Source organism: Agrococcus pavilionensis RW1, assembly GCF_000400485.1.
GTDB classification, from domain to species: Bacteria; Actinomycetota; Actinomycetes; order Actinomycetales; family Microbacteriaceae; genus Agrococcus; species Agrococcus pavilionensis.
This window is the reverse complement of record NZ_ASHR01000014.1, coordinates 274,296-299,613: the sequence shown is the minus strand read 5'-3', so window position 1 is coordinate 299,613 and position 25,318 is coordinate 274,296. Positions and strand designations below refer to the sequence as shown.

At 73.7% G+C, this 25,318-nt stretch carries 25 protein-coding genes; 6 read left to right on the top strand and 19 right to left on the bottom strand.

Translation table 11 applies throughout. The annotated features are described in order from the left end of the window. Window positions 1–36: 36 nt before the first annotated feature. The 3 genes from L332_RS20040 to gltX form a co-directional block, all read right to left on the bottom strand. Window positions 37–783: a hypothetical protein gene (locus L332_RS20040; protein ID WP_021010046.1), complete on the bottom strand. Its 747-nt coding sequence runs from the start codon at window positions 781–783 to the stop codon at window positions 37–39. Between the two features lie 111 nt (window positions 784–894). Continuing rightward, a complete protein-coding gene (locus L332_RS20035) occupies window positions 895–1,812 on the bottom strand; it encodes an NAD(P)/FAD-dependent oxidoreductase (protein ID WP_021010045.1) in 918 nt (305 codons plus the stop codon). Further along, the gene (gene gltX, locus L332_RS20030; protein ID WP_021010044.1) at window positions 1,812–3,302 is read right to left on the bottom strand and encodes a glutamate--tRNA ligase; all 1,491 of its coding nucleotides are present in this window, start codon (window positions 3,300–3,302) and stop codon (window positions 1,812–1,814) included. Before gltX ends, L332_RS20035 begins: the two co-directional genes overlap by 1 nt. Before the next feature lie 35 nt (window positions 3,303–3,337). Here gltX and L332_RS20025 point away from each other — a divergent pair, with 35 nt between their 5' ends. After that, complete coding sequence (locus L332_RS20025; protein ID WP_021010043.1) at window positions 3,338–4,042, top strand: permease prefix domain 1-containing protein; 705 nt, start codon at window positions 3,338–3,340, stop codon at window positions 4,040–4,042. On the opposite strand, the gene L332_RS20020 is transcribed toward L332_RS20025, so the two are convergent. The 4 genes from L332_RS20020 to L332_RS20005 are packed head-to-tail and all read right to left on the bottom strand — an operon-like array spanning window position 4,011 to window position 7,314. Then, window positions 4,011–4,337 (bottom strand): helix-turn-helix transcriptional regulator, encoded by a 327-nt coding sequence (locus L332_RS20020; protein WP_021010042.1) that lies wholly within the window; start codon window positions 4,335–4,337, stop codon window positions 4,011–4,013. The genes L332_RS20025 and L332_RS20020 overlap by 32 nt on opposite strands. Before the next feature lie 54 nt (window positions 4,338–4,391). Further along, entirely contained in the window at window positions 4,392–5,168 is a 777-nt protein-coding gene (locus L332_RS20015) for a fumarylacetoacetate hydrolase family protein (RefSeq protein ID WP_021010041.1), read from the bottom strand. Further along, on the bottom strand, window positions 5,168–6,256 hold the full coding sequence (locus L332_RS20010) for a branched-chain amino acid aminotransferase (protein ID WP_021010040.1): 1,089 nt from the start codon (window positions 6,254–6,256) through the stop codon (window positions 5,168–5,170). The genes L332_RS20015 and L332_RS20010 overlap by 1 nt, the downstream gene beginning before the upstream one ends. Then, a complete protein-coding gene (locus L332_RS20005; protein WP_021010039.1) occupies window positions 6,253–7,314 on the bottom strand; it encodes a 3-isopropylmalate dehydrogenase in 1,062 nt (353 codons plus the stop codon). Before L332_RS20005 ends, L332_RS20010 begins: the two co-directional genes overlap by 4 nt. A gap of 171 nt (window positions 7,315–7,485) precedes the next feature. On the opposite strand from L332_RS20005, the gene L332_RS20000 reads away from it, so the two are divergent. Further along, the gene (locus tag L332_RS20000; protein WP_021010038.1) at window positions 7,486–7,743 is read left to right on the top strand and encodes a DUF6458 family protein; all 258 of its coding nucleotides are present in this window, start codon (window positions 7,486–7,488) and stop codon (window positions 7,741–7,743) included. Window positions 7,744–7,853: 110 nt separating this feature from the next. Then, complete coding sequence (locus L332_RS19995; RefSeq protein ID WP_021010037.1) at window positions 7,854–9,053, top strand: sensor histidine kinase; 1,200 nt, start codon at window positions 7,854–7,856, stop codon at window positions 9,051–9,053. A gap of 21 nt (window positions 9,054–9,074) precedes the next feature. On the opposite strand, the gene L332_RS19990 is transcribed toward L332_RS19995, so the two are convergent. Together L332_RS19990 and L332_RS19985 are read right to left on the bottom strand one after the other, a co-directional pair. Next, complete coding sequence (locus tag L332_RS19990; protein ID WP_021010036.1) at window positions 9,075–9,800, bottom strand: alpha/beta fold hydrolase; 726 nt, start codon at window positions 9,798–9,800, stop codon at window positions 9,075–9,077. 54 nt (window positions 9,801–9,854) lie between these two features. Then, complete coding sequence (locus L332_RS19985) at window positions 9,855–11,459, bottom strand: MFS transporter (RefSeq protein WP_081646037.1); 1,605 nt, start codon at window positions 11,457–11,459, stop codon at window positions 9,855–9,857. Here L332_RS19985 and L332_RS30865 point away from each other — a divergent pair. Beyond that, on the top strand, window positions 11,428–11,964 hold the full coding sequence (locus tag L332_RS30865) for a TetR/AcrR family transcriptional regulator (protein WP_021010034.1): 537 nt from the start codon (window positions 11,428–11,430) through the stop codon (window positions 11,962–11,964). The genes L332_RS19985 and L332_RS30865 overlap by 32 nt on opposite strands. Window positions 11,965–11,982: 18 nt before the next feature. Here L332_RS30865 and serA read toward each other — a convergent pair whose 3' ends face one another. Next, complete coding sequence (gene serA, locus L332_RS19975; protein ID WP_021010033.1) at window positions 11,983–13,575, bottom strand: phosphoglycerate dehydrogenase; 1,593 nt, start codon at window positions 13,573–13,575, stop codon at window positions 11,983–11,985. A gap of 148 nt (window positions 13,576–13,723) precedes the next feature. On the opposite strand from serA, the gene L332_RS19970 reads away from it, so the two are divergent. After that, on the top strand, window positions 13,724–14,119 hold the full coding sequence (locus tag L332_RS19970) for a DoxX family protein (RefSeq protein WP_021010032.1): 396 nt from the start codon (window positions 13,724–13,726) through the stop codon (window positions 14,117–14,119). Between the two features lie 18 nt (window positions 14,120–14,137). Here L332_RS19970 and L332_RS19965 read toward each other — a convergent pair whose 3' ends face one another. The 8 genes from L332_RS19965 to ilvD form a co-directional block, all read right to left on the bottom strand. Further along, window positions 14,138–14,485 (bottom strand): hypothetical protein, encoded by a 348-nt coding sequence (locus tag L332_RS19965; protein WP_031223400.1) that lies wholly within the window; start codon window positions 14,483–14,485, stop codon window positions 14,138–14,140. Next, window positions 14,482–14,874, bottom strand: coding sequence for a hypothetical protein (locus L332_RS19960; RefSeq protein ID WP_021010030.1), 393 nt, complete (start codon window positions 14,872–14,874; stop codon window positions 14,482–14,484). The genes L332_RS19965 and L332_RS19960 overlap by 4 nt, the downstream gene beginning before the upstream one ends. 22 nt (window positions 14,875–14,896) lie before the next feature. Further along, entirely contained in the window at window positions 14,897–15,886 is a 990-nt protein-coding gene (locus L332_RS19955; protein WP_021064936.1) for a DUF2332 domain-containing protein, read from the bottom strand. Between the two features lie 36 nt (window positions 15,887–15,922). Next, window positions 15,923–17,419, bottom strand: a complete 1,497-nt coding sequence (locus tag L332_RS19950) for an FAD-dependent oxidoreductase (protein ID WP_021010028.1) — start codon at window positions 17,417–17,419, stop codon at window positions 15,923–15,925. Window positions 17,420–17,613: 194 nt separating this feature from the next. Then, on the bottom strand, window positions 17,614–18,639 hold the full coding sequence (gene ilvC, locus L332_RS19945) for a ketol-acid reductoisomerase (protein WP_021010027.1): 1,026 nt from the start codon (window positions 18,637–18,639) through the stop codon (window positions 17,614–17,616). Between the two features lie 27 nt (window positions 18,640–18,666). After that, on the bottom strand, window positions 18,667–19,182 hold the full coding sequence (gene ilvN, locus L332_RS19940; RefSeq protein WP_021010026.1) for an acetolactate synthase small subunit: 516 nt from the start codon (window positions 19,180–19,182) through the stop codon (window positions 18,667–18,669). Then, the gene (locus L332_RS19935; RefSeq protein ID WP_021010025.1) at window positions 19,182–20,969 is read right to left on the bottom strand and encodes an acetolactate synthase large subunit; all 1,788 of its coding nucleotides are present in this window, start codon (window positions 20,967–20,969) and stop codon (window positions 19,182–19,184) included. Before L332_RS19935 ends, ilvN begins: the two co-directional genes overlap by 1 nt. A 29-nt stretch (window positions 20,970–20,998) precedes the next feature. Further along, window positions 20,999–22,696 (bottom strand): dihydroxy-acid dehydratase, encoded by a 1,698-nt coding sequence (ilvD, locus tag L332_RS19930; protein WP_021010024.1) that lies wholly within the window; start codon window positions 22,694–22,696, stop codon window positions 20,999–21,001. Window positions 22,697–22,787: 91 nt separating this feature from the next. On the opposite strand from ilvD, the gene L332_RS19925 reads away from it, so the two are divergent. Continuing rightward, window positions 22,788–23,633, top strand: a complete 846-nt coding sequence (locus L332_RS19925) for a sugar phosphate isomerase/epimerase family protein (protein ID WP_021010023.1) — start codon at window positions 22,788–22,790, stop codon at window positions 23,631–23,633. An 8-nt stretch (window positions 23,634–23,641) separates the two neighbouring features. On the opposite strand, the gene L332_RS19920 is transcribed toward L332_RS19925, so the two are convergent. Then, window positions 23,642–25,318, bottom strand: coding sequence for a long-chain-fatty-acid--CoA ligase (locus L332_RS19920; RefSeq protein WP_021010022.1), 1,677 nt, complete (start codon window positions 25,316–25,318; stop codon window positions 23,642–23,644).

Below are 25,318 nucleotides of genomic sequence, written 5' to 3'. Positions count from 1 at the left end.
TCCCGGTCGGCCGCGACCGCGGTCGGCGCGCCGGCGTCAGTCGCCGACGGACTGCCCCGAGACGTCGACCGAGTAGCTCACGACGCACAGCCCCTCGCCCGAGCAGCTGACCGCGCCGCTGACGGGGACGCCCATGGCGCCGGCCGCGCCGATCTCCCACGAGATGGGCTCGCCCCGCCGCACCGACTCCGCGGTGCGCGTCGTGAAGGCGTCGATGTCGACCTGGTCCACGTCCCAGCCGAAGGCGACTGCGCCGAGCTCGACGGCGTTCATCGCGTTCGGGAACTCCGCCCAGCCCACGGGCGCTCGCTGCATGTCGATGCGGGTCACGGTGCCGCGCTCGGTGGTCGCCGCGACCGACGACATCATCTCCGAGAAGTAGCCCTGGCCGTTGATGCCGCCGCCCTCGCCGACGTACATCGTCGTGTCGAGGAAGCCGTAGCCCGGCGCGATGACCGCTTGGGCGTCGTCGGCCATCGAGAGGTCGGCGGCGGCGATCGGCCGCTCGCTCAGGTTGAGGGTCACGACCTGGTACTGCACGGCGTACGAGGTTCCCGCCTCGCCGAACTGGGTCGTGTTGTTCGCCGAGACCTCCTCGGGCAGCGCCTCGCGGGGCTGGCCGAGGCCGTTCGCGAGCAGGTGCTGCGTGAGGAGGAAGAGGCCGGCGATGAGGGCGACGCCGATCGCTGGCAGCACCCACGACAGGATGCGCTTGCGGCGCGCCTTCCGCTCGGGCGGCGAGAGCTTCGTCGCCGACGAGGGTCGCTCCTCGGTGATCGTCATCGGTGGCCTCCTCAGCGGCGGTGGCCGCGCGCTCACCAGGGTACAACCGGGGCCCGTCATCTCGATACGGCCCTTCGGGCCTACTCGATGAGCGGAGGAGGAGCGAGGAGGCTAGAGCTCGCGCGCGATGAGGTCGCGGTTGATGACCGACGCGGCGATCGTGCCCGCGCCCGCGGCGACCGAGAGCTGCCGGAAGCCCGGCGTGATGTCGCCGGCCGCGTAGATGCCCTCGACGGAGGCCCGCTGGGCCCGGTCGACGACGACGAGCCCGTCGTCGTCGGTGTCGAGGCCGAGCGGCTCGGCGAACTCGAGCTGCGGGTGCCACCACGGGCGCACGAAGCCGCCGGTGCGCTCGCTCCGCCGGCCGTCCTCGAGCACGATCGCGCGCATGCCGTCGCGGTCGCCCTCGATCGCGGCGATGGGCGTGCGCTCGAGCGCGACCCCGTGCGCGGCGAGCCGCTCCGCGCCCGCCTCGCTCACCGCATCCGACCCGTTCGTGAACACCGCGAGGTCGTCGGTGTGGCGGCGGATGACCATGGCGCGGTCGACGAGGTCGGGCGTCTCGCCGATGAGCGCGAGCGCCTGGCCGCGCTTGTCGTACGCGTCGCAGTCCATGCACGAGTGCAGGCTCGTGCCGTACCAGGGGCGCACGTGCTGCGACGCGGGCAGCGTCTCCGACAGCCCCGTCGCGATGAGCACGGCCGACGCCCGGGTCTCGCTCTCGGCGCTCGCGCCGCGCTGCTCGGCCTGCACGGCGAAGCCGCCGTCGACGCGCACGACCTGGCGCACCGTCGTGCGCTCGAACGACACGGTCGGGTAGCGCAGCACCTCCTCGCGGCCCATGCCGCGCAGCTCGAGCGGCGAGATGCCGTCGCGCGTGATGAAGCCGTGCGACTGGAGCGTCGCCGCGTGCCGCGGCCGGTTCGAGTCGAGCAGCGCCACCGAGCGCTGCGCGCGCGCGAGGTTGAGCGTCGCGGCGAGGCCCGCGGGCCCCGCGCCGATGACGACGACGTCGACGTCGGGCCGCATCAGGCGCTCGCGGCCAGCCGCTCGATGCGGCGCAGCGTCGACTCGCGGCCGAGCAGCTCGATCGACTCGAACAGCGGCGGCGAGATGCGCCGGCCGGTGACCGCGACGCGCAGCGGCGTGAAGGCGAAGCGGGGCTTGATGCCGAGGCCGTCGATGAGCATCTCGCGGAGGATCGCCTCGATCGACGCGGTGTCGAACGACTCGAGCTCCGCGAGCGCGCGGCGCGACGCCTCGAGCACCGCGAGCGCGTCGTCGCCGAGGCTCGCGACCGCGTCGGCGTCGTGGCGGATGTCCTCGTCGTCGAGGAAGAGGAAGCCGAGCATGTCCTCGGCCTGGCCGATGAGCTGCATGCGCTCCTGCACGAGCGGCGCGGCCTTCGCGAGCAGGGCGCGCTGCTCGTCGCTCGGTGCGCCGTCGAAGACGCGGCCGAGGTAGGGCTCGAGGCGGGCGGCGAAGTCGTCGGGCGCGAGCATGCGCACGTGGTCGCCGTTGATCGACTCGGCCTTCTTCGGGTCGAAGCGCGAGGGGTTGGGGTTGACGTCGACGACGTCGAAGGCGGCGATGAGCTCGTCGCGCGAGAAGACGTCGCGGTCTGGCGCGATCGACCAGCCGAGCAGCGCGAGGTAGTTCAGCAGCCCCTCGGGGATGAAGCCCGCCTCGCGCAGCAGGAAGAGGTTCGACTGCGGGTCGCGCTTCGAGAGCTTCTTGTTGCCCTCCCCCATGACGTACGGCAGGTGGCCGAAGCGCGGGATCGCGGTCGCGACGCCGATGTCGGCGAGCGCGCGGTAGAGCGCGATCTGGCGCGGCGTCGACGAGAGGAGGTCCTCGCCGCGCAGCACGTGCGTGACTCCCATGAGCGCGTCGTCGACGGGGTTCACGAACGTGTAGAGCGGCGCGCCGTTCGGCCGCACGACGACGAAGTCGGAGAACGAGCCCGCCGGGAAGGTGATCTCGCCGCGCACGAGGTCGTCGAACGAGAGGTCCTCGTCGGGCACCCGCAGGCGCAGGCTCGGCTGGCGCCCCTCGGCGCGGAGCGCGGCGCGCTCGGCGTCGGAGAGGTCGCGCTCGAAGTTGTCGTAGCCCTGGCGCGGGTCGCGGCCGCGCTCGACGTTGCGCGCCTCGATCTCCTCCGCGGTCGCGAACGACTCGTAGAGGTGACCGGCGGCCTGCAGCCGCTCGATGAGCTCGGCGTAGATCTCGCCGCGCTGCGACTGCCGGTAGGGCTCGTGCGGGCCGCCCGTCTCGACGCCCTCGTCCCAGTCGATGCCGAGCCAGCGCATCGCCTCGAGCAGCTGCTCGTACGACTCCTGGCTGTCGCGCGCCGTGTCGGTGTCCTCGATGCGGAAGACCATCTTCCCGCCGTGGTGGCGCGCGTACGCCCAGTTGAACAGCGCCGTGCGGATGAGTCCGACGTGCGGTGTGCCGGTGGGCGAGGGGCAGAAGCGGACGACGACGTCGCCGCCCGTGGCGGTCGAGAAGGGGACGCTCATGATGCCTCCCATCCTAGGCGTGGGAGGATCGATCGGTGCCCCGCTCCCGCCCGGTCTCCCGCGCCGCGGCCGACCCCGTCGGCGAGCTCGTCGACCGCCTCGAGCGCGCCGTCGTCGCGTCGCCGCGCCGGCGCGCCGAGCTCGCTCGAGAGATCGAGGGCGACCTGCGCGAGGCCGTCGCCGATCGCGTCGTCGCCGGCGCGGCGGAGCCAGCGGCAGCCGCCGCCGTCGTCGCGGAGTTCGGCGACCCGCGCGCGATCGCCGCGGAGCTCTCGCGGGCGCTGCTCGCGGCGCACGGCCGCCGCTTCGCCCCGCTCGCCGCCCTCGCTGCGGTCGCGCTGCTCGCCGCGTGGTTCGCGGGCATGACGTCGCTCGCCGCGGTGCCGGGCTTCGGCGTGCCCGTCGAGGCGGGATGGATGCTGCGGGTCTCGCGCGCGCTCGACGTCGCGGGGCCGTTCGTGGCGGCTGCCGCGCTCGCCGGCTGGGTCGCGCTGCGCCGCGCCGATTCGCTCGCGGCGCTCGTCGCGGTCGCGGCGCTCCAGCTCGCCTTCGCGGTCGCGCTCGTCGCGGGCGCGATCGCGATGGTCGGCGCCGTCGCGGTACCGCCCGCTGGGGTCGGCCTGCTCGTCGCGCTCGTGGCGCTCACGCTGACGCTCGGCGGCGCGCTCGCGGCCGCCGCGGCGGCGCTGCTCGTGCGGTGGGGCGCCGTCAGGCTCGCGCCGCGCCGAGCACTCGGCTGATCACCGTCGACGTCGCGGCCCAGTCGCTGCGCTCGTCGGCGAGGGCGCGCGTGCCCGCCGGCGTCAGCCGGTAGACGCGCTTCGAGCGGCCGCTCGAGGCCCACTCCCCCTCGATGAGCCCGCGGCCCTCGAGCCGCTTGAGCGCGGGGTAGACCGTGCCGCTCGGGAAGTCGAGCGCGCCGTCGGAGCGCTCGCGGATGCGCTCGATCGCACCGTAGCCGTGCACGGGCCCGTCGGCGAGCACCGACAGCAGCATCGCGTCGACGTGGCCGCGGAGGGCATCAGGGGAAGCCATGCGGGCAGTCTAGCCGTGGGCTGCCTCCATATGGAGACAGCCTGCACGCAGGCATCAGCCCGCGACGGCCTGCGCGACGACGGGGTTCCGCAGCGTGCCGACGCCCGGCACCTCGACCTCGACGGTCTCGCCGGCGCGGAGCGGCCCGACGCCCTCGGGCGTGCCCATGAGCACGACGTCGCCGGGCAGCAGCGTCATCGACGCGGTGATCCACTCGAGCACCGTCGGCGCGTCGAAGATCCAGTCGCTCGAGACGCCGTCCTGCTTCACGTCGCCGTCGACGCGCGTGATGAGCCGCAGCGCGTCGTAGTCGGGCTCCGTCTCGATCGCCGGGCCGAGCGGGCAGAAGGTGTCGAAGCCCTTCGCGCGCGCCCACTGCGGCTCGCGCTGCTGGAGGTCGCGCGCGGTGACGTCGTTCGCGACCGTGACGCCGAAGACGGCGTGCATCGCGTTCGCGCGCGTGAGGCGGCGCGCGACCCGGCCGATCACGAGCGCGATCTCGCCCTCGAAGTGCACGTCGGTCGACTCGGGCGGCAGCACGATCGCGTCGTTCGGCCCGATGACGGAGGTGTTGGGCTTGAGGAAGACGAGCGGCTCGCTCGGCACCTCGTTGCCGAGCTCGGCGGCGTGCTTCGCGTAGTTGCGGCCGACGGCGACGACCTTCGAGCGCGGGATGACCGGCGCGAGCAGCCGCGCCTCGGCGAGCGGCACGCGCTCGCCGGTCGTGTCGAAGCCGGCGACGATCGGGTCGCCGACGAGCACGACGAGCGCGTCGTCGTCGACGACGCCGTAGCCGATGCGCTCCCCGTGGGCGAAGCGGGCGACGCGCATCAGCGGGCCTCCACCATCTGCACCATCCAGCCGTGCGGGTCCTCGGCGCGGCCGTACTGGATGTCGGTGAGCTGCTTGCGGAGCGCGAGCGCGACGGGCCCCGCGGGCGCGTCCGGGTCGCCGATCGTCTCGGTCGGGCTCTTGAGCGCGGCGATCGGCGTGAGCACCGCGGCGGTGCCGCACGCGAACGCCTCGGTGATCGAACCGTCGGCGATGCCCTCGCGCCACTCCGCGAGCGTCACGGCGCGGCGCTCGACGGCGTGCCCCGCGTCGGCGGCGAGCTGCAGCAGCGAGTTGCGCGTGATGCCGTCGAGGATCGAGTCCGACTCCGGCGTCACGAGCGTGCCGTCGGCCTTCACGAGCACGACGTTCATGCCGCCGAGCTCCTCGAGGTCGCTGCCCGACTCGTCGAGGAACAGCACCTGGGCGCAGCCGTGCTCGGCCGCCTGCTGCGTCGGCAGCAGGCTCGCGGCGTAGTTGCCGCCGCACTTCGCGGCCCCCGTGCCGCCCTTGCCGGCGCGGTTGTACTCGGTCGAGAGCCAGATCGAGACCGGCTTGACGCCGCTCGCGAAGTAGGGGCCCGCGGGGCTCGCGATGACCATGAACCGCACGGTCTGCGCGGCGCGGACGCCGAGGAACACCTCGTTCGCGATCATGAATGGCCGCAGGTAGAGCGAGTCCTCGCCGCCCGCGGGCACCCACGCCTCGTCGACCTCGACGAGCTGGCGGACCGCCTCGACGAAGAGCTCGACCGGCAGCTGCGGCAGCGCGAGCCGCGCCGCCGAGCGCTGCATGCGCTTCGCGTTCTCCTCCGGCCGGAACGCCCACACCGAGCCGTCGGCGCGGCGGTAGGCCTTCATCCCCTCGAAGATCTCCTGGCCGTAGTGCAGCACCGCCGAGGCGGGGTCGAGCTGCAGGGGGCCGTACGGCTCGACGCGCGCGTCGCTCCAGCCGCCCTCGAGCGTCCAGTCGATCGAGACCATGTGGTCGGTGAAGTGGCGGCCGAAGCCGGGCTCGGCGACCACCGCCGCGCGCGCCTCGGCGGAGGCGGGGCTCGGGTTGCGCGTGAGGGTGAACTCGAGGGTCATGCGTGCTCCTTCGCGGTGGCGCGGATGCGGTCGGCGATGGCGTCGCCGACCTCGCTCGTGGTGCGGCGGCTCCCGTCGCGCGCGTCGATGTCGGCGTCGACGGCGTCGCGGATGCGCTGGGCCGCGTCGCGCAGGCCCGAGTGCTCGAGCAGCAGGCCGGCCGAGAGGATCGCCGCGGTGGGATCGGCGATGCCGCGCCCGGCGATGTCGGGCGCGGAGCCGTGCACGGGCTCGAACATGCTCGGGAAGGCGCCGGACGGGTTGAGGTTGCCGGAGGCCGCGAGCCCGATGCCGCCGCCGACGGCGCCCGCGAGGTCGGTGAGGATGTCGCCGAAGAGGTTGTCGGTCACGATGACGTCGAAGCGGCTGGGGTCGTCGACGAGGAAGATCGTCGCGGCGTCGACGTGGAGGTAGTCGACCGACACCTCCGGGTGGTCGACCGCGACCTCGTCGACGATCCGCTGCCAGAGCGCGCCGGCGTGCACGAGCACGTTCTTCTTGTGCACGAGCGTGAGGCGGCGGCGGCGCTGCTCGGCGAGCTCGAACGCGAAGCGCACGACCCGCTCGACGCCGAAGGCGGTGTTGACGCTCGTCTCGTTCGCGATCTCGTGCTCGGTGCCGACCCGCAGGGCGCCGCCGTTGCCGACGTAGGGGCCCTCGGTGCCCTCGCGCACGACGACGAAGTCGATGTCGCCCGGCTCGCGGAGCGGGCTGCCGATCTTGGGGTGCAGGCGCGTCGGGCGGAGGTTGACGTGGTGGTCGAAGGCGAAGCGCAGCCGCAGCAGCAGACCGCGCTCGATGATGCCGCCCGCGAGCCTCGGGTCGGCCGGGTCGCCGCCGACGGCGCCGAGGAGGATCGCGTCGTGCTCGGCGAGCGACGCGAGGGTCGCGTCGTCGAGGATCTCGCCCGTTTCGAGGTAGTGCGCCGCCCCGAGGTCGTACTCGGTCTCGACGAGCTCGACGCCGTCGAGCGCGGCGCGCATCGCCTTCCGGGCCTCGAGCGTGACCTCCTGCCCGATGCCGTCCCCACCGATCACCGCGAGCCGCAGCTGCTGCACAGTTCCTCCCAGGCGCACGCGAGGTGCGCGTCGACCGGCGCCGCACCCGCGCGGAGCCGTGCTCCCCAGCCTACTGGCGGCCTCGGATCCCCCACGACGCTCGCAGGTTCGGTCGGTATGTTCCGCGGCAGGCGCGCTGGTCCCGGGGCGCCCGGACGAATGGAGAGCACCTTGAGCATCGGCTTCGGCATCTTCCTCATGGCCGTCGGCGCGATCGTCGCGTGGGCGCTGCCGGGTCTGTGGCAGGTCGAGGGCGCCAACTGGACCCTCATCGGCTACATCCTGCTGGGCGCGGGCGCCCTCGTGACCCTCTTCGGCATCATCATGGCGGCGCGCTCGGGCCGCTCGAGCCAGGTCTCGCGCTCGCGCGTCGACCCGGACACGGGCATGCGGGTCGAGCGCACGGAGCGCCGCGACGACGTCATCTGACGCGCGACGGCGACCCGGGACCGGCTCCGGCCGCGTCCCGGGCGCGCCCGCGCCCCGGCATCGGCCAGGATGGAGCCGACCGAGCGGAGGCTCGGACGGAGGGAGCCCGCGTGCCGAACGCCCAGGATGTCGTCCGCGCGGCGGCGATCGCCGACTACGGCGTGCTCGCCGAAGCGCCTGCCGCCGACGCGGGAGGTGCCGACCTGCGGGGGCTCACCGAGCTCGCCGCCGCGGTCGCGGGCGTGCCGAACGCGGTCATCAACATCATCGACGAGCGGCAGCAGCACCAGATCGCCGCGGTCGGCTTCGAGGCGTCGGTGTGCTCGCGCGAGGACTCGATGTGCAGCCGCGTCTTCGAGGGCCCCGACCAGACGATCGTCGCCGATGCGCGCGCGGACGCGCGGTTCGCGCAGAACCCCTTCGTGACGGGTGAGATCGCCGACGTGCGCTTCTACGCATCCAGTCCACTCCGAACGCCCGGCGGCCTGCCGATCGGGAGCCTGTGCGTCTTCGACGACGAGGTGCGCGAGCTCGACGAGCACGGCGCTCGCAGCCTCGGCCTGCTCGCCGAGCAGGTCGTCGACGTGCTCGAGCTGCGCCGCCTCACGCGCGAGCTGCGCCGCTCCAACGAGCAGCTCGCGCAGTTCGCGGGCCAGGTGAGCCACGACCTGCGCAATCCGCTCGCGGCGCTCACGGGCTACCTGGAGCTCGCGGCCGACAGCCCCGAGCTCGCGGGCGCGCCGGATGCGACGAAGGCGCTCTCGCGCGCGGAGTCGGCGGCCGAGCGCATGGCCGCGCTCGTCGAGGACCTGCTCGACTTCGCCCGCATCGGCGGCAGCGCCCGCCGGCGGCCCGTGGCGCTCGGCGACGTCGTGCGTGCCGCGATCGCCGATCTCGATGCGCAGATCGACGCGGCGGGCGCGACCGTCGACGTCGGGGAGCTGCCGGTCGTGCAGGGCGACGCGACGCTCCTGGGCGCGCTCGCGCAGAACCTGCTCGCGAACGCGGTGAAGTTCGCGTCGGCCGACGGCGCCCGGCCGCGCGTCGAGGTGCGCGCGGAGCGCCTCTCGGGCGGGTGGCGCCTGACGGTCGACGACGACGGCCCTGGCGTGCCGGCCGAGGAGCGCGAGCGCGTGTTCGGACTCATGCAGCGCGGCGACCGCGCCGAGGTCGAGGCGGGCGTCGAGGGGCTCGGCATCGGGCTCTCGACGTGCCGTCGCATCGCGCAGGCGCACGGCGGCCGGATCGGCATCGACGACTCGGCGCTCGGCGGCGCGAGCGTCTGGGTGCTGCTGCCCGCAGGGGACTGAGCCCGCGACCGTCGTGGCCGGTCAGGCGCGTTCGGCGACCTCGGCGATGCGCTCCGCGAGCTCGCGCGGCTTCGACCACATCGGCCAGTGGCCCGTCGGCAGGTCGACGAGCTCGAGCGCGCGGTGCTCGAGCACGCCCGCGAGGAACGGCACGCCCTGCTCGGCGTAGGCGCGGTAGTCGGCCGCCGAGAACGCCGTGCAGATGATGGTCGCCGGCACGTCGAGCCGGCGGTCGTCGCGCAGCGCGACGGCGTCGCGCACGGCTCCCGCGGGCTCGGGCACGGCTCGCTCGCGGAACTCGTCGAGCTGCTCGTCCGTCAGCCCCTGCATCGAGCCCTGCTCGAGCTCGTCCTCCCACGCGGCCTCGAGCGGCATCTCGTCGCCCTCGAACGTGGCGTCCATCGCGTGGCCGTCGACGACCGGCGCGGTGTCGACCCACACCGAGCGCGAGACGCGGTCGACGTGGCGGTCGATCGCGACGGTCGCGGGCGAGGCGGCGCCGCTGTGGGCGACGAGCACGACCGGCCCCTCCCCCTCGAGCGCCGCCTCGATCGCGGCGACGTGGTCGTCGAGCCGCACGCTTCCGCGGTCGGCGTGATCGGGCTCGAGCCCCGGCAGCGTCAGCGCGGTGACGTCGTGGCCGCGCTCGCGCAGCAGCGCCGCGACCTCATCCCACGCCCAGGCGCCCAGCCAGAAGCCGGGGACGAGCACGATTCGGGCGCGCACGGCGCCTCCGGCGGTGTCCATGGCGAGACGCTAGCCCGCGCCGCCCACGTGCGCCAGGCGCCCCGGGCAGGCGGCTCAGTGCGCTGGGTGCCGCAGGGTGCGGAACGCGACGAGCATCGCGACGAGCATGAGGCCGGCACCGAGCGCGCTCGTGGCGACCACGCCGTGGTCGAACGCCGTCCGCGCGGCCTCCACCACCGCATCCGCCGCCCCGCCCGCCCCGGGCGCGGCCGCGATCGCACCGCCGAGCGTCTCGCGCGCGGCCGCCGCGACGTCGGCGTCGATGCCGGCCGGCAGCGCGAGCGTCGAGCGGTACACCGCCGTGACGAGGCCGCCGAGCAGCGTCGTGCCGAGCACGGCGCCGAACTCGTACGCCGTCTCGGAGAGGGCGGATGCGGCGCCCGCCTTCGCGGGCGGGACGGCGCTGAGCACGAGGTCGTTCGAGACGGTCTCGGCGGCGCCGATGCCGATGCCGAGCAGCGCGAAGGCGCCGACGATGCCGGCGATGCTCACGTCCTCGCCGAGCACCGCGAGGATGCCGTAGGCCGCCGCCGAGCCGCCGAGCGCGACGACGACCGCGATGCCGGGGTCGACGGCGCGGACGACGCGCACGACCGCGAGGCCCGAGACGATCATCGCGACGACGCCCGGGACGAGCACGAGCGCGGCGTCGAGCACCGGGAGCCCCTCGACGAGCTGCAGGTGCTGGGTGACGAAGAAGAGGAAGCCCGTGAGCGCGACGACGCTCAGGAGGTTGACGACGAGCGCGCCGGAGAACTGCGGCACGCGGAAGAGCGCGACGTCGAGCATCGGGTTCGCCCGGCGGCGCATGCGGCGCACGAAGAGCCAGCCCGCGAGCGCGGCGACGGCGACGAGCGCGACGCCGATCGGGTCGAGGCCCGCGACCGCGAGCTCCTTGACGCCCGCCGCGAGGCCGCCGAGCGCGAGCATCGAGAGGACGATGCCGATCGGGTCGATGGGGCCGGGCGCGGGGTCGCGCGACTCGGTGATGAGCAGCGGCGCGAGCACGAGGAGCGGCACGAGGAACGGCACGGCGATGAGGAAGATCGAGCCCCACGGGAAGTGCGCGAGCAGCAGGCCGCCGACGACGGGGCCGGCCGCGGCGCCGACCGAGAACGCGGTCGCCCAGATCGCGACCGCGAGCCGCCGCTGGCCGCGGTCGAGGAACGTCGTGCGCAGCAGCGCGAGCGTCGCGGGCATGAGCGTCGCGCCGAAGAGTCCCATCGCGGCGCGCGCCGCGACGAGGAGCTCGGGCGTCGGCGCGAAGGCGGCGAGCACCGAGACGATCGCGAAGCCGGTCGCGCCGATGAGGAGCAGCCGGCGGCGGCCGACGCGGTCGCCGAGGTTGCCCATCGCGACGAGCAGGGTCGCGAGCACGAGCGAGTAGGCGTCGACGATCCACAGCTGCTGGGCGGCCGTCGGCTGCAGCGCGACCGCGATCTCGGGCAGCGCGAACGAGAGCGCGGTCGTGTCGATCGAGATGAGCAGCACGGGGAGCATGAGCACCGCGAGCGCGCCCCACTCGCGCGCTCCCGCTCGAGCGGGCGCGGCGATGGCGGAGGGGTTCGATCGAGTCACCCGATTACTGTACCGTCCGGACGGTTTGATGGCAAGGTATGGTGAGGGCGTGAGCAAGGCAGCCGATACCCGCGACCGCATCCTCGACGCGTTCGAGGCGCTCGTGATCGAGCGCGGCGAGCGCGCCGGCACGCTCGCCGCGACGGCCGAGGCCGCCGGCGTCTCGAAGGGCGGGCTGCTCTACCACTTCGGCTCGAAGGCCGCGCTCGTGGCCGGGCTCGCCGAGCGCCTCGATCGCTTCGGCGAGGCGGAGGAGGCGCGGCTGCGCGGCACCGAGGACGCCGTCGCGGTCTTCCTCCGCGAGTCGGTCATCGCCGACCAGCCCGTGGACCGCACGCTGCTCGCGCTCCTGCAGCTCGGCCAGCTCGAGGAGCACGGGGCCGCGCGCGACGCCCTCACGCGGCTCGACGACCACTACCTCGCGGCGCTCGAGTCGAGCATCGGCGACCGCGACCTCGCGCTCGTGATCGTGCGCTTGAGCGACGGCATCTACTTGCGGTCGGCGCTCGGCGGGAGCGAGTCGATCCCCGCCGACTCCGTCGACCGCGTGATCGCGCGGCTCGACGGCCTCATCCGCGGCGCTTGAGCGAGCCGGAGCGGCCGCTCAGAGCTCGCGGATCGAGATCTGCCGGATCGTCTTCGCCTGGATCGTCGCGCCGAGCTGCTCGACGAGCGCGTCGGGCGCGGCCTGGTCGATCGTGATGATCGAGAGCGCCTCGCCGCCCGCGCGCGTGCGGGCGATCTGCATGCCGGCGATGTTGATGCTCGCCTCGCCGAACGCCGAGCCGTAGGCCGCGACGATGCCGGGCCGGTCCTCGTACTCCATCACGACGAAGTGGTCGGCCATCGGCACCTCGACCGACTGGCCGTTGACGCCGACGATCTTCTCGACCTGCTTCGGGCCCGTGAGGGTGCCCTCGACGCTCACCCGGCGGCCGTCGCTGCGCGCGACGATCACCTCGACGACGTTGCGGTACTCGTCGCTGCGCTCGTCGGCCGTGAGCTCGCTCGTCACGCCGCGCGACTCGGCGATGACGGGCGCGTTGACGAACGTCACCTGCTCGCTCACGATCGACGAGAAGAAGCCCTTGAGCGCCGCGAGCCGCAGCACCTTGACGTCGTAGGCGGCGAGCTCGCCGTGCACCGCGACGTCGACCGCCTCGACGGGACCGGCGGCGAGGCCGGCCGCGAACTGCCCGAGCCGCTCGGCGAGCGCGATGCCGGGTCGCACGTACTCGTCGATGACGCCGCCGGCGACGTTCACCGCATCCGGCACGAGGTCGCCCGAGAGCGCGAGCCGCACCGAGCGCGCGACCGCGATGCCGGCCTTCTCCTGCGCCTCGTCGGTCGAGGCGCCGAGGTGCGGCGTGACCTGGATGTTCGGCGCGCTCGTCAGGGCGTCGTCGGTCGGCGGCTCGGTGACGAAGACGTCGATGCCCGCTCCGGCGATCGTGCCGCTGCGGAGCGCCTCGGCGAGCGCCGCCTCGTCGATGATGCCGCCGCGCGAGGCGTTCACGATGCGGAGCGTCGGCTTCGCGAGCGCGAGCTCCGCGGCGCCGATGAGGCCGACGGTCTCGGGCGTGCGCGGGATGTGGATCGTGATGAAGTCGCTCTCGGCCATGAGCTCCTCGAGCGAGCGCAGCTCGACGCCGAGCTGCGCGGCACGGGCCGGGCTCACGAAGGGGTCGAAGGCGACGAGCTTCGTGCCGAAGGCCGCGAGCCGCTCGGCGACGAGCACGCCGATGCGGCCGAGGCCGACGATGCCGACGGTCTTCTCGTAGAGCTCGACGCCCGTGAACGCCGACCGCTTCCACTCGCCTCGCTTGAGGGACGCATCCGCCGCGGGGATGTGGCGCGCGAGCCCCAGCAGGTGCGCGATCGCGAGCTCGGCGGCCGAGACGATGTTGGAGGTCGGCGCGTTGACGACCATGACGCCCGCCTTCGTCGCGGCGGGGATCTCGACGTTGTCGAGGCCGACGCCCGCGCGCGCGACGACCTTGAGGCGCGGCGCGTGCGAGAGCGCTTCGGCGTCGATGCGCGTCGCGCTGCGCACGAGCACGGCGGATGCGTCGGCGAGGGCGGCGAAGAGCGCCTCGCGGTCGGTGCCGTCGACGTGGCGCACGTCGAAGTCGGGCCCGAGGGCGTCGACGGTGGCGGCCGAGAGCTCCTCGGCGATCAGGACGACGGGCTTGGTCATGCGGGGCTCCTTGCACGGGTGGAGGGATCGCGATCGCGGGCAGCACCTCGTCGTGCTGAGCACAGCCTACTGAGCGTCGCGTGCCGCACCGCGCGCGTGGTGGCCGTGGCGGACCGGGCGGGCCTGCGGGTGCGGGAGAATGGAGGCGATGGACGCCTTCGCTCTCGCGCAGCTCGTGCTGCGCATCATCCTCGCCCTCGTCTTCGTCGGCATGGGCATCACCCACTTCGTGCCGCGCGTGCGCCGGGCGATGCAGGCGATGATCCCGGCAGCGTTCGCCGGCCCCGAGCGGCGCTGGGCGCCCGCGCTCGTCGCGATCTCCGGCGTCGTCGAGATCGTCGCCGGAGCTGCGCTCCTCGCGCCGTGGTGGGGTGTGCGCTTCGCGGCCGGCATCGCGCTCATCGCGCTGCTCATCGCCGTCTTCCCCGCGAACGTGCAGGCCGCGCGCGAGCCCGAGCGCTTCGGCGCCGCCGCGGTGCCGATCGCACCGCGCGCCGTCGGGCAGGTCGTGCTCGGCGCGCTCGTGCTCGTCTCGGTGATCTGAGCCGGAGGCCGCGCCGGCTCAGCCGCCGAGCGCCGCGACCGCGATCTGGCGCGCGAGCTGCTCGGCGAGCAGGCTCGCCTGCGCGCTCACCGCGAGCGCGACGAGCATGACGCCCGCCTTGCCGACCAGCCGCATCCGCCGCCCGATCCAGAGCGACAGCGCGAAGAGCACGGCGGGCAGCGCGACGCTCGCGATGAGCAGCCACCACGGCGTCGACGCCTCGATGCCCGCGCTCGCGTAGAGCAGCGGCAGCTGCTGCAGGTTCGTGACCGCCTCGACGGTGTCGTAGCCGAATGCGAGCGCGAACAGCAGCGCGACGATCCACGCGTCGCCGGGGCGCTCCTCGTGCGGCTGCCGCGCGCTCACGCGAGCACCCCCGCGACGAGCGGCCACGGTGCGGTCACGACGAGGCCGGCGATCCACCACGGCGCGCGGCGCTCGAGCGGTGCGAGCCGGTCGACGCACCACCACCACAGCAGCGGTGCGATCACGGCGAGCAGCTCGCCGAGCTGGTACATCACGAGGCCGAGCAGGCTCGGCTGCTGCACGGGGTTCGCGAACATCACGACGATCCAGCCCACGGTGGCTGCGAGCGCGAGCACGAGCGCGAGCCAGCCGAGCGGGCCCCGGGGCCGGGCCTCGCGCGCGGCGGGGGCCGCCGCCCCGGATCGCGCGCGATCGCCGTCGTCGGCGGAGGGCTCGAGGTCGAGGTCTTCATCCCCCTCCCAGCGGAGGGCGTCGTCGTCGCGGCTCACTCGATCCAGCCTAGCCGCCGGCTCACGTCGCGAGGTCGGCGAGCCAGGTGATCGAGGCGCCGTGCGGATCGGTGACCGCGATCGGCTCGGCGTCGCGCCGGAGCACGAAGTCGCCGGCGTCGGCCCACGGAGCGGGCGGACCGATCTCGAGCGACGCTCCCTCGTTCGCGACCCACGTGACGGGCAGCTCGCCCATGAGATCCGCGAACGTCGCGCGCTCGAGCGCGGAGACGTACGCGAGCACCGCCGAGTGCCAGACGACGACCGTCGGCGCGTGCCGGGCGGCCTCCTCGACGATCGCGCGCGCATCGACCGTCAGGTCGCCGCGCCGCACGTGGGCCGGCTCTCGCCGGGCGATCGCGAGCGCGGTGCGCAGCCGGTCGACGCGCGCGCCGTCGAGCCCGCCCGACGCATCCGGCCACACGAGCGCCTCGAGCCACGCCCTCGTCGCCGGGTCGGCGGGATCGAGCGGCTGCAGGTCGATGCCGCCGCGCCATGCCACGACGGGCGGTCTCGCGGGCAGCGGGGTCGACGGCGAGGCGTCGGTCTCGAGCAGCGGCAGGCCGGCGTCGCCGACGTACCGGCCCGCCCCGAATCGGTAGCGCCAGCGGTCCGGGTAGAGGCACAGCCCAGCCGAGGCGCCGACCTCGACGAGGGCGATCGGCCCCTCGAGGTGCGCGATCGCCGGCAGCAGGGTCGCCATGCGCCTCGCCTCGTTCGTCTGCGTCATGCGGGCGAGCATCGTCGAGCGGATGCGCTCCCACCCGCGGGCGAGCAGGTCGCGCGCGTCGCTCCACGGCACGAGCGGGACGCCCTCGAAGCGCGCGGCCGCGAAGAGCAGGTTGGGCTGCCGCTTGATGGGCTCGAGCTGTGCGAGCGCGGCGCAGAGCGGCTCGTCGTCGGCGACGCCGCGCGCCCACTCGGCGTAGAGCGGCGAGCGCCCCTCCGCCTCGACCTCCGCCCAGCGGCGGTACGAGGCGGCCACGGATCCCGGCTGGGTGACGTCGTCCACGGCGACCACCCTGCCACGGTCCTCGGAGGTCGGCCCTCAGCCCGCGACGGGCTCGCGCGGCGCGCGGCGGAGCGCGCGCAGCGGGCAGTCGGCGGGCCCCTCGAGGCGCGACCCGTCGGGCGCGAAGCGCGAGCCGTGCGCGACGCAGTCCCAGCTGCGGTCCTGCGTGTTCCAGGCGACGAGCGCCCCGACGTGCGGGCAGTGGGCGGAGACCCGCCGGGTCTCGCCGTCGACCGTCGAGGTCGCGACGAGCCGGAGGCCCTCGCGGCCGAGCTCGCCCTCGCCCTCCGCGGGCGTGCTCGCGGGCTTGAGCGCCGACGCGGTCGCGCGCGCATCGGCCGCGACGACGGCGCCGAACGCGCCCGCGGCCTGGCCGAGCGCCGCGATCGTCGTGCCGCGCCGGCGCAGGGTGCGCGCCCACTCGGGCTCCTCCCCCGCGATGCGGCCCGCGAGCGCGAGCGCGCTCATCGCGCCGCTCGACATGCCCCACTTGTCGAAGCCGGTCGCGAGCAGCACGCGCCCGCGCGAGCCCGGTCGCGCACCGATCCACGGCAGCAGGTCGGGCGTCGCGTAGTCCTGCGCGCTCCACACGTGCGTGCGCTCGGCGTCGGGCCAGTACGACCGCACCCAGCGGTCGAGCTCGTCGACGAGCCGCCGTGGGTCGGCGTGCCGGCCGACGGCGTGGCCGGGGCCGCCGGCGACGAGCACCGCACCGCCCGGGCCGGCGGCGCTGCGGATCGAGCGGCTCGGCGAGTCGACGCTGATGGCCATCGGCTCGGGCAGCGGGGCGCTCGTGCGGTACGCGGCGGCGTAGGAGCGGCTCGCGGTCAGCAGCGCCGATGTCGCGCGCGCCGGCACCGGCGAGCCGGTCGCGAGCACCGCCGTGCCCGCGCGCCAGACGCCGCTGCCGGTCTCGAGCTCGACGCCGCGCCCGACCGTGCGCACCGAGCGCACCGCCGCGCGCACGATGCGCCCGCCGTGCTCGCGCAGCTCGGCGGCGAGCGCGGCGAGCATCGCGACCGGCTGCACCTGCGCCTGCTCGATGAGCTGGATCGCGCCGGCGACGCGGAACGGCAGCGCCTCCGCGCCGCTCGACTCGACCGGGATGCCGAGCCCGCGCGCGGCTTCCACCTCGCGCTCGAGCGCCGCGACGCCCGCGGGGGTGAACGCGAACGAGATCGCCGTGCGCTCCTCGGCGGGCGCGCCGCGAGCGGCGAGCAGGCTGCGGAGCCGCGACTGGCCCGCGATCGACCCCTCGACGAAGGCCTCGACCGCGTCGCGCCGCGCGAGCCCGAGCGCGCGGTGCAGCCGATCGCCCTGCAGGAGGCTCACCTTCGCGGTCGTGTTGCCGGTCGCGACGGCGCCGACGTGGTCGCGCGCCTCGAGCACGACGACGCGAGCGCCGCGTCCGGCGAGCAGCGCCGCGGTCATGAGGCCGGTGATGCCGGCGCCCACGACGGCGACGTCGGCGTCGCGCCGGCCCGCCTCGTCGAAGCCGATCGGGGGCGCGGTGTCGAGCCAGAGCGAAGCCATGCGGCCCACCCAAGCGCGCTTGGCTGTGAGCGAGCCGCACCGAGCGCCATCGCCCGATCATGTGCACGCTCCTGCGGCCTCTGCGCGCGCCGGACCGCAAGAGCGTGCATCTCGCGGGAGGCCGGTGGTCACCGTGAGTGCGGATGCGAGGAGGGGACCCCGCTCGGGGTCCCCTCCTCGTCAAGAGCCGGTCGTCAGCGGGCGGCCGAGCCGTCCGTGTAGTCGGCGTCGGGCTGCTCCCAGGCGAAGAGCGCGCGCAGCTTCTTGCCGGTCTCCTCGATCGGGTGGCCCTGCTGCTGCTCGCGGAGCTTCGTGAACTCCGGCGCGCCGGCGTCCTGGTCTTCGATGAAGCGCTTCGCGAACGCACCCGACTGGATGTCGGCGAGCACGGCCTGCATGTTCTGCTTCACGTCGGGGCTGATGACGCGCGGGCCCGAGACGTAGTCGCCGTACTCGGCGGTGTCGGAGATCGACCAGCGCTGCTTCGCGATGCCGCCCTCCCACATGAGGTCGACGATGAGCTTGAGCTCGTGGAGCACCTCGAAGTAGGCGATCTCGGGCTGGTAGCCGGCCTCGATGAGGGTCTCGAAGCCGTACTGCACGAGCTGCGACGTGCCGCCGCACAGCACGGCCTGCTCGCCGAACAGGTCGGTCTCGGTCTCCTCGGTGAAGGTCGTCGTGATGCCGCCCGCGCGGAGGCCGCCGATGGCCTTCGCGTACGACCACGCCGTCTGCCACGCCGAGCCCGACGCATCCTTCTCGACGGCGACGATCACGGGCACGCCGCGGCCGGCCTGGAACTCGCGGCGCACCGTGTGGCCCGGGCCCTTCGGTGCGACGAGCACGACGTCGACGCCCTCGGGCGCCTCGATGTAGCCGTAGCGGATGTTGAAGCCGTGGCTGAACAGGAGCGTCTTGCCCTCGCCCATGTGCTGGGCGACCTCGCCGCTGTAGATGTGGCGCTGGTGCTGGTCCGGGGCGAGCAGCACGACGACGTCGGCCCACTCGGCGACCTCGGCCGGCGTGCCGACCTCGAAGCCCTGCTCGGTCGCCTTCTGGCGGCTCTTCGACTCGGGCTGGAGCCCGACGCGGACCTCGACGCCCGAGTCGCGCAGGTTCTGCGCGTGCGCGTGGCCCTGCGAGCCGTAGCCGATGATGGCGACCTTCTTGCCCTGGATGATGCCGAGGTCGGCACCGTCGTCATAGATGACCTCAGTCATGCTGTCTCCTTCGTCTGGTTCTGTGGATCAGGAGCTCTGCTTGAGCGCGCGCTCGCTGATGGACTTGCCGCCGCGGCCGATGGCCAGCAGGCCCGACTGCGCGATCTCCTTGATGCCGTACGGCTCGAGGAGCCGCAGCAGCGCCTGGCACTTCGGGGAGTCGCCCGTGACCTCGATCACGAGCGCATCGGTCGTGACGTCGACGACGCGCGCGCGGAAGAGCGTCGCGGCCTCGAGGATCTGCGACCTCGTCGAGTTGTCGACGCGCACCTTGATGAGCATGTGCTCGCGCTGCACCGACTGGGCCGGCTCGAGCTCGACGATCTTCACGACGTTGATGAGCTTGTTGAGCTGCTTCGTGACCTGCTCGAGCGGCAGGTCCTCGACGTCGACGACGGCGGTGATGCGGGACAGGCCCGGCACCTCGGTCTTGCCGACCGCGAGCGACTCGATGTTGAAGCCGCGGCGGGCGAACAGGCCCGCCACACGGGTCAGGAGGCCCGGCTTGTCCTCGACGAGGAGCGACAGGACGTGCGTGCTCATCACTCCTCCTCCCACACCGGGCTGTGCTCCTTGGCGTACTGCACGAAGGAGTTCGAGACGCCCTGCGGCACCATGGGCCACACCATCGCGTCCTTCGAGACGATGAAGTCGATCACGACCGGTCGGTCGTTCGTCTCGAGCGCGAGCTTGATGGCCGGGTCGATCTCCTCCGGCTTCGTCACGCGGATCGCGAGGCAGCCGTAGGCCTCGCCGAGCTTGACGAAGTCGGGGATCATCTTCGCGTCGTCGCCGGTCTCGAGGTCGGTGAACGAGTGCCGGCCCTCGTAGAAGAGGCTCTGCCACTGCCGCACCATGCCGAGCGACGAGTTGTTGATGACCGCGACCTTGATCGGGATGTCGTTGAGCGTGCAGGTCGCGAGCTCCTGGTTGGTCATCTGGAAGCAGCCGTCGCCGTCGATCGCCCACACGACGCGCTCGGGCTCGGCGACCTTCGCGCCCATCGCGGCCGGCACGGCGTAGCCCATCGTGCCGGCGCCGCCGGAGTTGAGCCACGCGTTCGGGCGCTCGTACTGGATGAACTGCGCCGCCCACATCTGGTGCTGGCCGACGCCCGACGCGTAGATCGCCTCGGGGCCGGTGAGCTCGCCGATGCGCTGGATGACGTGCTGCGGCGAGAGCTTGCCGTCGCTCGGCTCGGGGAAGCCGAGCGGGAAGCGCTCCTGCAGTCCGTGCAGCCGCTCCCACCAGTCGGTGAGGTCGGGGCGCTCGTTCGCCGCGAGCTCCTGGAACGCGATCGAGAGGTCGCTCAGCACCTCGCGCACGTCGCCCACGATCGGCACGTCGGCGGTGCGGATCTTCGAGATCTCGGCGGGGTCGACGTCGACGTGGATGACCTTCGCGTTCGGCGCGAACTCGGCGACCTTGCCGGTCACCCGGTCGTCGAAGCGAGCGCCGAGCGCGACGATGAGGTCGCACTCCTGGAACGCGAGCACCGCGGGGACCGTGCCGTGCATCCCGGGCATGCCGAGCTGCTGCGGGTGCGAGTCGGGGAAGGCGCCGCGCGCCATGAGCGTCGTCACGACCGGCGCCCCGGTCGACTCGGCGAACTCGAGCAGCTCCGCCGACGCCTTCGCGCGGATGGCGCCGCCGCCGACGTAGAGCAGCGGGCGCTCGGAGCTCGCGAGCAGCTGCGCCGCGGCGGTGATCTGCTTGCCGTGCGCCTTGACGACCGGCCGGTAGCCGGGCAGGTCGACGCGATCGGGCCACACGAACGGCGCGGAGTCCTGCTGCGCGTCCTTCGTGATGTCGACGAGCACGGGGCCGGGACGACCCGTGGATGCGATGTGGAACGCCGCGCGCAGCGCGCCCGGCACGTCCTCGGGGCGCGTGACCTGGAAGGTGTGCTTCGTGATGGGCATCACGATGCCGGTGATGTCGGCCTCCTGGAACGCATCCGTGCCGATGAGGTGGCTGAACACCTGGCCGGTGATCGCGACCATCGGGACCGAGTCCATGTAGGCGTCGGCGAGCGCGGTGACGAGGTTCGTCGCGCCCGGACCGCTCGTCGCGAGGCACACGCCGACCCGGCCGGTCGCGGCCGCGTAGCCCTCGGCGGCGTGGCCGCCGCCCTGCTCGTGGCGCACGAGGATGTGACGGATGGCCGACTGCTGCATGAGCTCGTCGTAGAAGGGGATGATCGCGCCGCCGGGGATGCCGAAGACGTCGGTGACGCCGAGCAGCTCGAGCGACTTGAGGACGGCTCCCGAGCCGGTGAGGGTCGGGGGCTCGGCGCTGCGCGGCGGCGCAGGCCTGGCGGTGATGGGCATGGCTCTCCTGGCTGCTGACGGACGTGTCGTCAGCCCGTGACGGCTCCGCGAGCGGCGGACTGCACGAGACGGGCGTACTTGGCGAGGACTCCGCGCGAGTAGCGCGGGGGCAGCGGCTCCCAGCCCTCACGCCGGGAGGCGAGCTCTGCCTCGTCGACGATCAGGTCAAGCGAGCGAGCGGCGATGTCGACCCTGATGCGGTCTCCGTCGCGCACGAAGGCGATCGGACCGGAGTCGACCGCCTCAGGGGCGATGTGGCCGATGCACAGGCCGGTTGTGCCGCCTGAGAATCTGCCGTCCGTCAACAGTAGTACATCGCGGCCGAGCCCAGCGCCCTTGATGGCGGCGGTGATCGCGAGCATCTCGCGCATGCCGGGGCCGCCCTTCGGGCCCTCGTAGCGGATGACGACGACGTCTCCCGCGCGGATCTCGCCGTTCGTGAGCGCGTCCATCGCGGCGCGCTCGCGGTCGAACACGCGCGCGGGGCCCTCGAAGACCTCGGCGTCGAAGCCGGCCGTCTTGACGACGGCGCCCTCGGGCGCGAGCGAGCCGTCGAGGATCGTGAGGCCGCCGGTCGCGTGAATGGGGTCGTCGAGCGCGCGCACGACGGTGCCGTCGATCGGCGCCGGGTCGAGCTCGGCGAGGTTCTCGGCGAGCGTGCGGCCCGTGACGGTCAGCGCGTCGCCGTGCAGCAGGCCCGCGTCGAGGAGCGCCTTCATCACGACCGGCATGCCGCCGACGCGGTCGAAGTCCTGCGCGACGTAGGCGCCGAAGGGCTTGACGTCGGCGAGGTGCGGCGAGCGCGCGCCGATGCGGCGGAAGTCCTCGAGGTCGAGCTCGACCTGCGCCTCGTGCGCGATCGCGAGCAGGTGGAGCACCGCGTTCGTCGAGCCGCCGAGCACCATGGCGACGGTGATGGCGTTCTCGAACGCCTCCTTCGTGAGGATGTCGCGGGCGGTGATGCCGCGGCGGAGGAGCTCGACGACCGCCTCGCCCGAGCGGCGGGCGTAGTAGTCGCGGCGGCGGTCGGCCGACAGCGGCGTCGACGAGCCGGGGAGGCTCATGCCGAGCGCTTCGGCGATGCACGCCATCGTGTTGGCCGTGTACATGCCGCCGCACGCGCCCTCGCCGGGCGCGAATCCGCACTCGATGCGGTGCAGGTCCTCGGCCGAGATCTTGCCGGCCTTGTATGCGCCGACGGCCTCGAAGGAGTCGATGATCGTCATCGACTGCGGGATGGTGCCGTCGCTGAGCTTCGCGAAGCCCGGCGCGATCGAGCCGGCGTAGACGAAGACGCTCGCGAGGTCGAGCCGCGCGGCGGCCATGAGCATGCCGGGGAGCGACTTGTCGCAGCCCGCGAGCAGCACGGTGCCGTCGAGGCGCTCGGCGTTCACGACGACCTCGACGGAGTCGGCGATGACCTCGCGGCTCACGAGCGAGAAGTGCATGCCCTCGTGGCCCATCGAGATGCCGTCCGAGACCGAGACGGTGCCGAACTGCAGCGGGTAGCCCCCGCCCGCGTGCACGCCCTCCTTCGACGAGCGCGCGAGGCGGTCGAGCGAGAGGTTGCACGGCGTGATCTCGTTCCACGAGCTCGCGATGCCGATCTGGGGCTTCTCCCAGTCGCCGTCGCCCATGCCGACGGCCCGCAGCATCCCTCGGCTCGTCGTGGCCTCGACGCCGTCCGTGACGGCGCGCGAGCGCGGCTTGATGTCGATCTCAGGCATGGCCCGATCCTACGCCGCGAGGGATGTCAGATCAGCGCCGCGGCCGCTGCCTGGAACGCGGCACTCACCCGGAGGGTCTACCGTCGTGACCATGATCACGGTGGGGCTGAGCACGATCTCCGTCTTCCCCAAGGGCGTCGAGGACGGCTTCCGCCTGTCGGCCGAGGCCGGCTACGACGGCGTCGAGGTGATGGTCACGACCGACGCGAAGACGCGCAGCCCCGAGCGGCTGCTCGAGCTCTCGGCGCAGTACGAGCAGCCGATCATGGCGATCCACGCGCCCGTCGTGCTGCTGACGACGTTCGTGTGGGGCCGCGACCCGTTCGTGAAGCTCGACCGCTCGGCCGAGCTCGCCGTCGCCGTCGGCGCGCCGACGGTCGTCGTGCATCCGCCGTTCCGCTGGCAGGGCAAGTACGCGCGCACGTTCGAGGATGCGGTGCGGCAGACCGAGCGGAAGCACGGCGTCGAGGTCGCGGTCGAGAACATGTTCCCGTGGGCCGCGGGCGGCATCGACCGGCAGGCGTACCTGCCTGGCATCGACCCGAGCGAGATGGACGTCGAGCACGCGACCCTCGACTTCTCGCACTGCGCGCTCGCGAAGCGCGACTCGATGGAGCTCGCGCTCGACCTCGGCGACCGCTTGCGGCACCTCCACCTCACCGACGGGGTCGCGGCCGAGGGCGGGCGCATCTTCGACGAGCACCTCCTGCCGGGCCGCGGCAACGAGCCCGTCGCGGAGGTGCTGCGCATGCTCGCCGAGCGGCGATGGACGGGGCAGGTCGTCGCCGAGATCAAGACCCGCTACGCCCGCAACGAGCGCGAGCGGCTCCGGATGCTCACCGAGACGCTCGAGTTCGCGCGCGAGCACCTCGCGGTCGATGCGTCGGCGGACGCCGCCGACGACGCCAGGTCCGCCGCGGATCCCGCCCAGCCGTAGCGCGCGCGTCAGTCCGCGAGCAGCCGCTCCCGCACCTCGCGCCGCAGCACCTTGCCGATCTGCGAGCGCGGCAGCTCGTCGACGACCTCGATGCGCCGCGGCACCTTGTAGGCGGCGAGCGATCCGCGGCAGTGCTCGCGGAGGGCCTCGAGGTCGACGTCGCCGTCGACCGTCACCGCCGCGACGACCTGCTCGGAGCCGTCGTCGCGCGGCAGGCCGACGACCGCCGCATCCGTCACCCCCTCGAACCGCACGAGCGTCGCCTCGACCTCCGAGGGCATGACGTTGAAGCCGCCGGAGATGATGATCTCCTTGATGCGGTCGACGATCGTCACGAAGCCGTCGGCGTCGACCTCGACGATGTCGCCCGTGCGGAGCCAGCCGCCCGGCAGCAGCGTCGCCGCGGTCTCGTCGGGCTTGCCCCAGTAGCCGCCGAACACCTGCGGCCCGCGCACGAGCAGCTCGCCGGCCTCGCCGGGCGCGCGGTCGCGGCTCGGCTCCTCGGGGTCGACGACGCGGATCTCGGTGCTCGGGAAGGGCACGCCGACCGCGCCGGGCCGACGCGAGCGGCCGACGGGGTTGCCGAGCACGACGGGCGATGCCTCGGTCATGCCGTAGCCCTCGACGAGCAGGCCGCCCGTCGCGGCCTCCCACCGCTCGAGGATCTCGGTCGTGAGCGGCATCGCGCCCGAGATCGCGAAGCGTGCCGAGGAGAGGTCGATGCCGCGCTCGACCGCGGCGCGCGCCAGCCGGTCGTAGATCGGCGGCACCGCCGGCAGGAAGGTGGGCGGATGCTTCCTGGCGGCCGCGAGCACGAGCTCGACGTCGGGCTTCGGGAAGAGCACGAGCCGCGCGCCGATGCTCATCGCGAAGGTGAGGCACAGCGTGAGCCCGTAGGCGTGGAACATCGGCAGCACCGCGTACACGACCTCGCGCCCGGCGACGAGGCCCGGCACCCACGCCCGGCCCTGGGCGGCGTTCGCGCCCAGGTTCCGGTGCGTGAGCATCGCCCCCTTCGGCGAGCCGGTCGTGCCGCTCGTGTACTGGATGACGGCGAGGTCGTCGGCGGTGGGGCGCGCGTGCGACTCGAAGACCGCACCCTGGTCGAGCAGCCGCGGCCATGGCGTCGCGCCCGGCGCGCGCGCCGTCAGCTGGGCACGCGCGGCGCGCGCCTTGGCGATCGGCAGTCGCAGGGCGAGGCGCTTGCCGAGCGGCATGCTCGCGGTCATGTCGACGGCGACGACGTGCCGCACGCCCGGCATCTCACGCACGAGCGGAGCCACCTTGTCCCACGCGATCGCGACGGTCGCGCCGTGGTCGCGGAACTGGTGCTCGAGCTCGCCGCGCGTGTAGAGCGGGTTGTGCTCGACGACGACCGCGCCGAGGCGGAGCACGGCGTAGAAGGCGACGATGTGCTCGGGGCAGTTGGGCAGCACGATCGCGACGCGGTCGCCCGCTCCCACGCCGAGCCGCCGCAGGCCCTCCGCGGCCCGCGCGACGCGGCGGCCGAGCTCGGCGTAGGTCGTCTCGGCGCCGAAGAACTCGAGCGCGACGCGGTCGCCGAAGCGCTGCACCGCGTCGCCGAGCAGGTCGATGAGCGAGCCGTCGGGCACCTCGATCTCGGCCGGCACGCCCTCGCCGTAGTGCCGCAGCCACGGCCGCGCGCTGACGCCCTCTCGATCCAC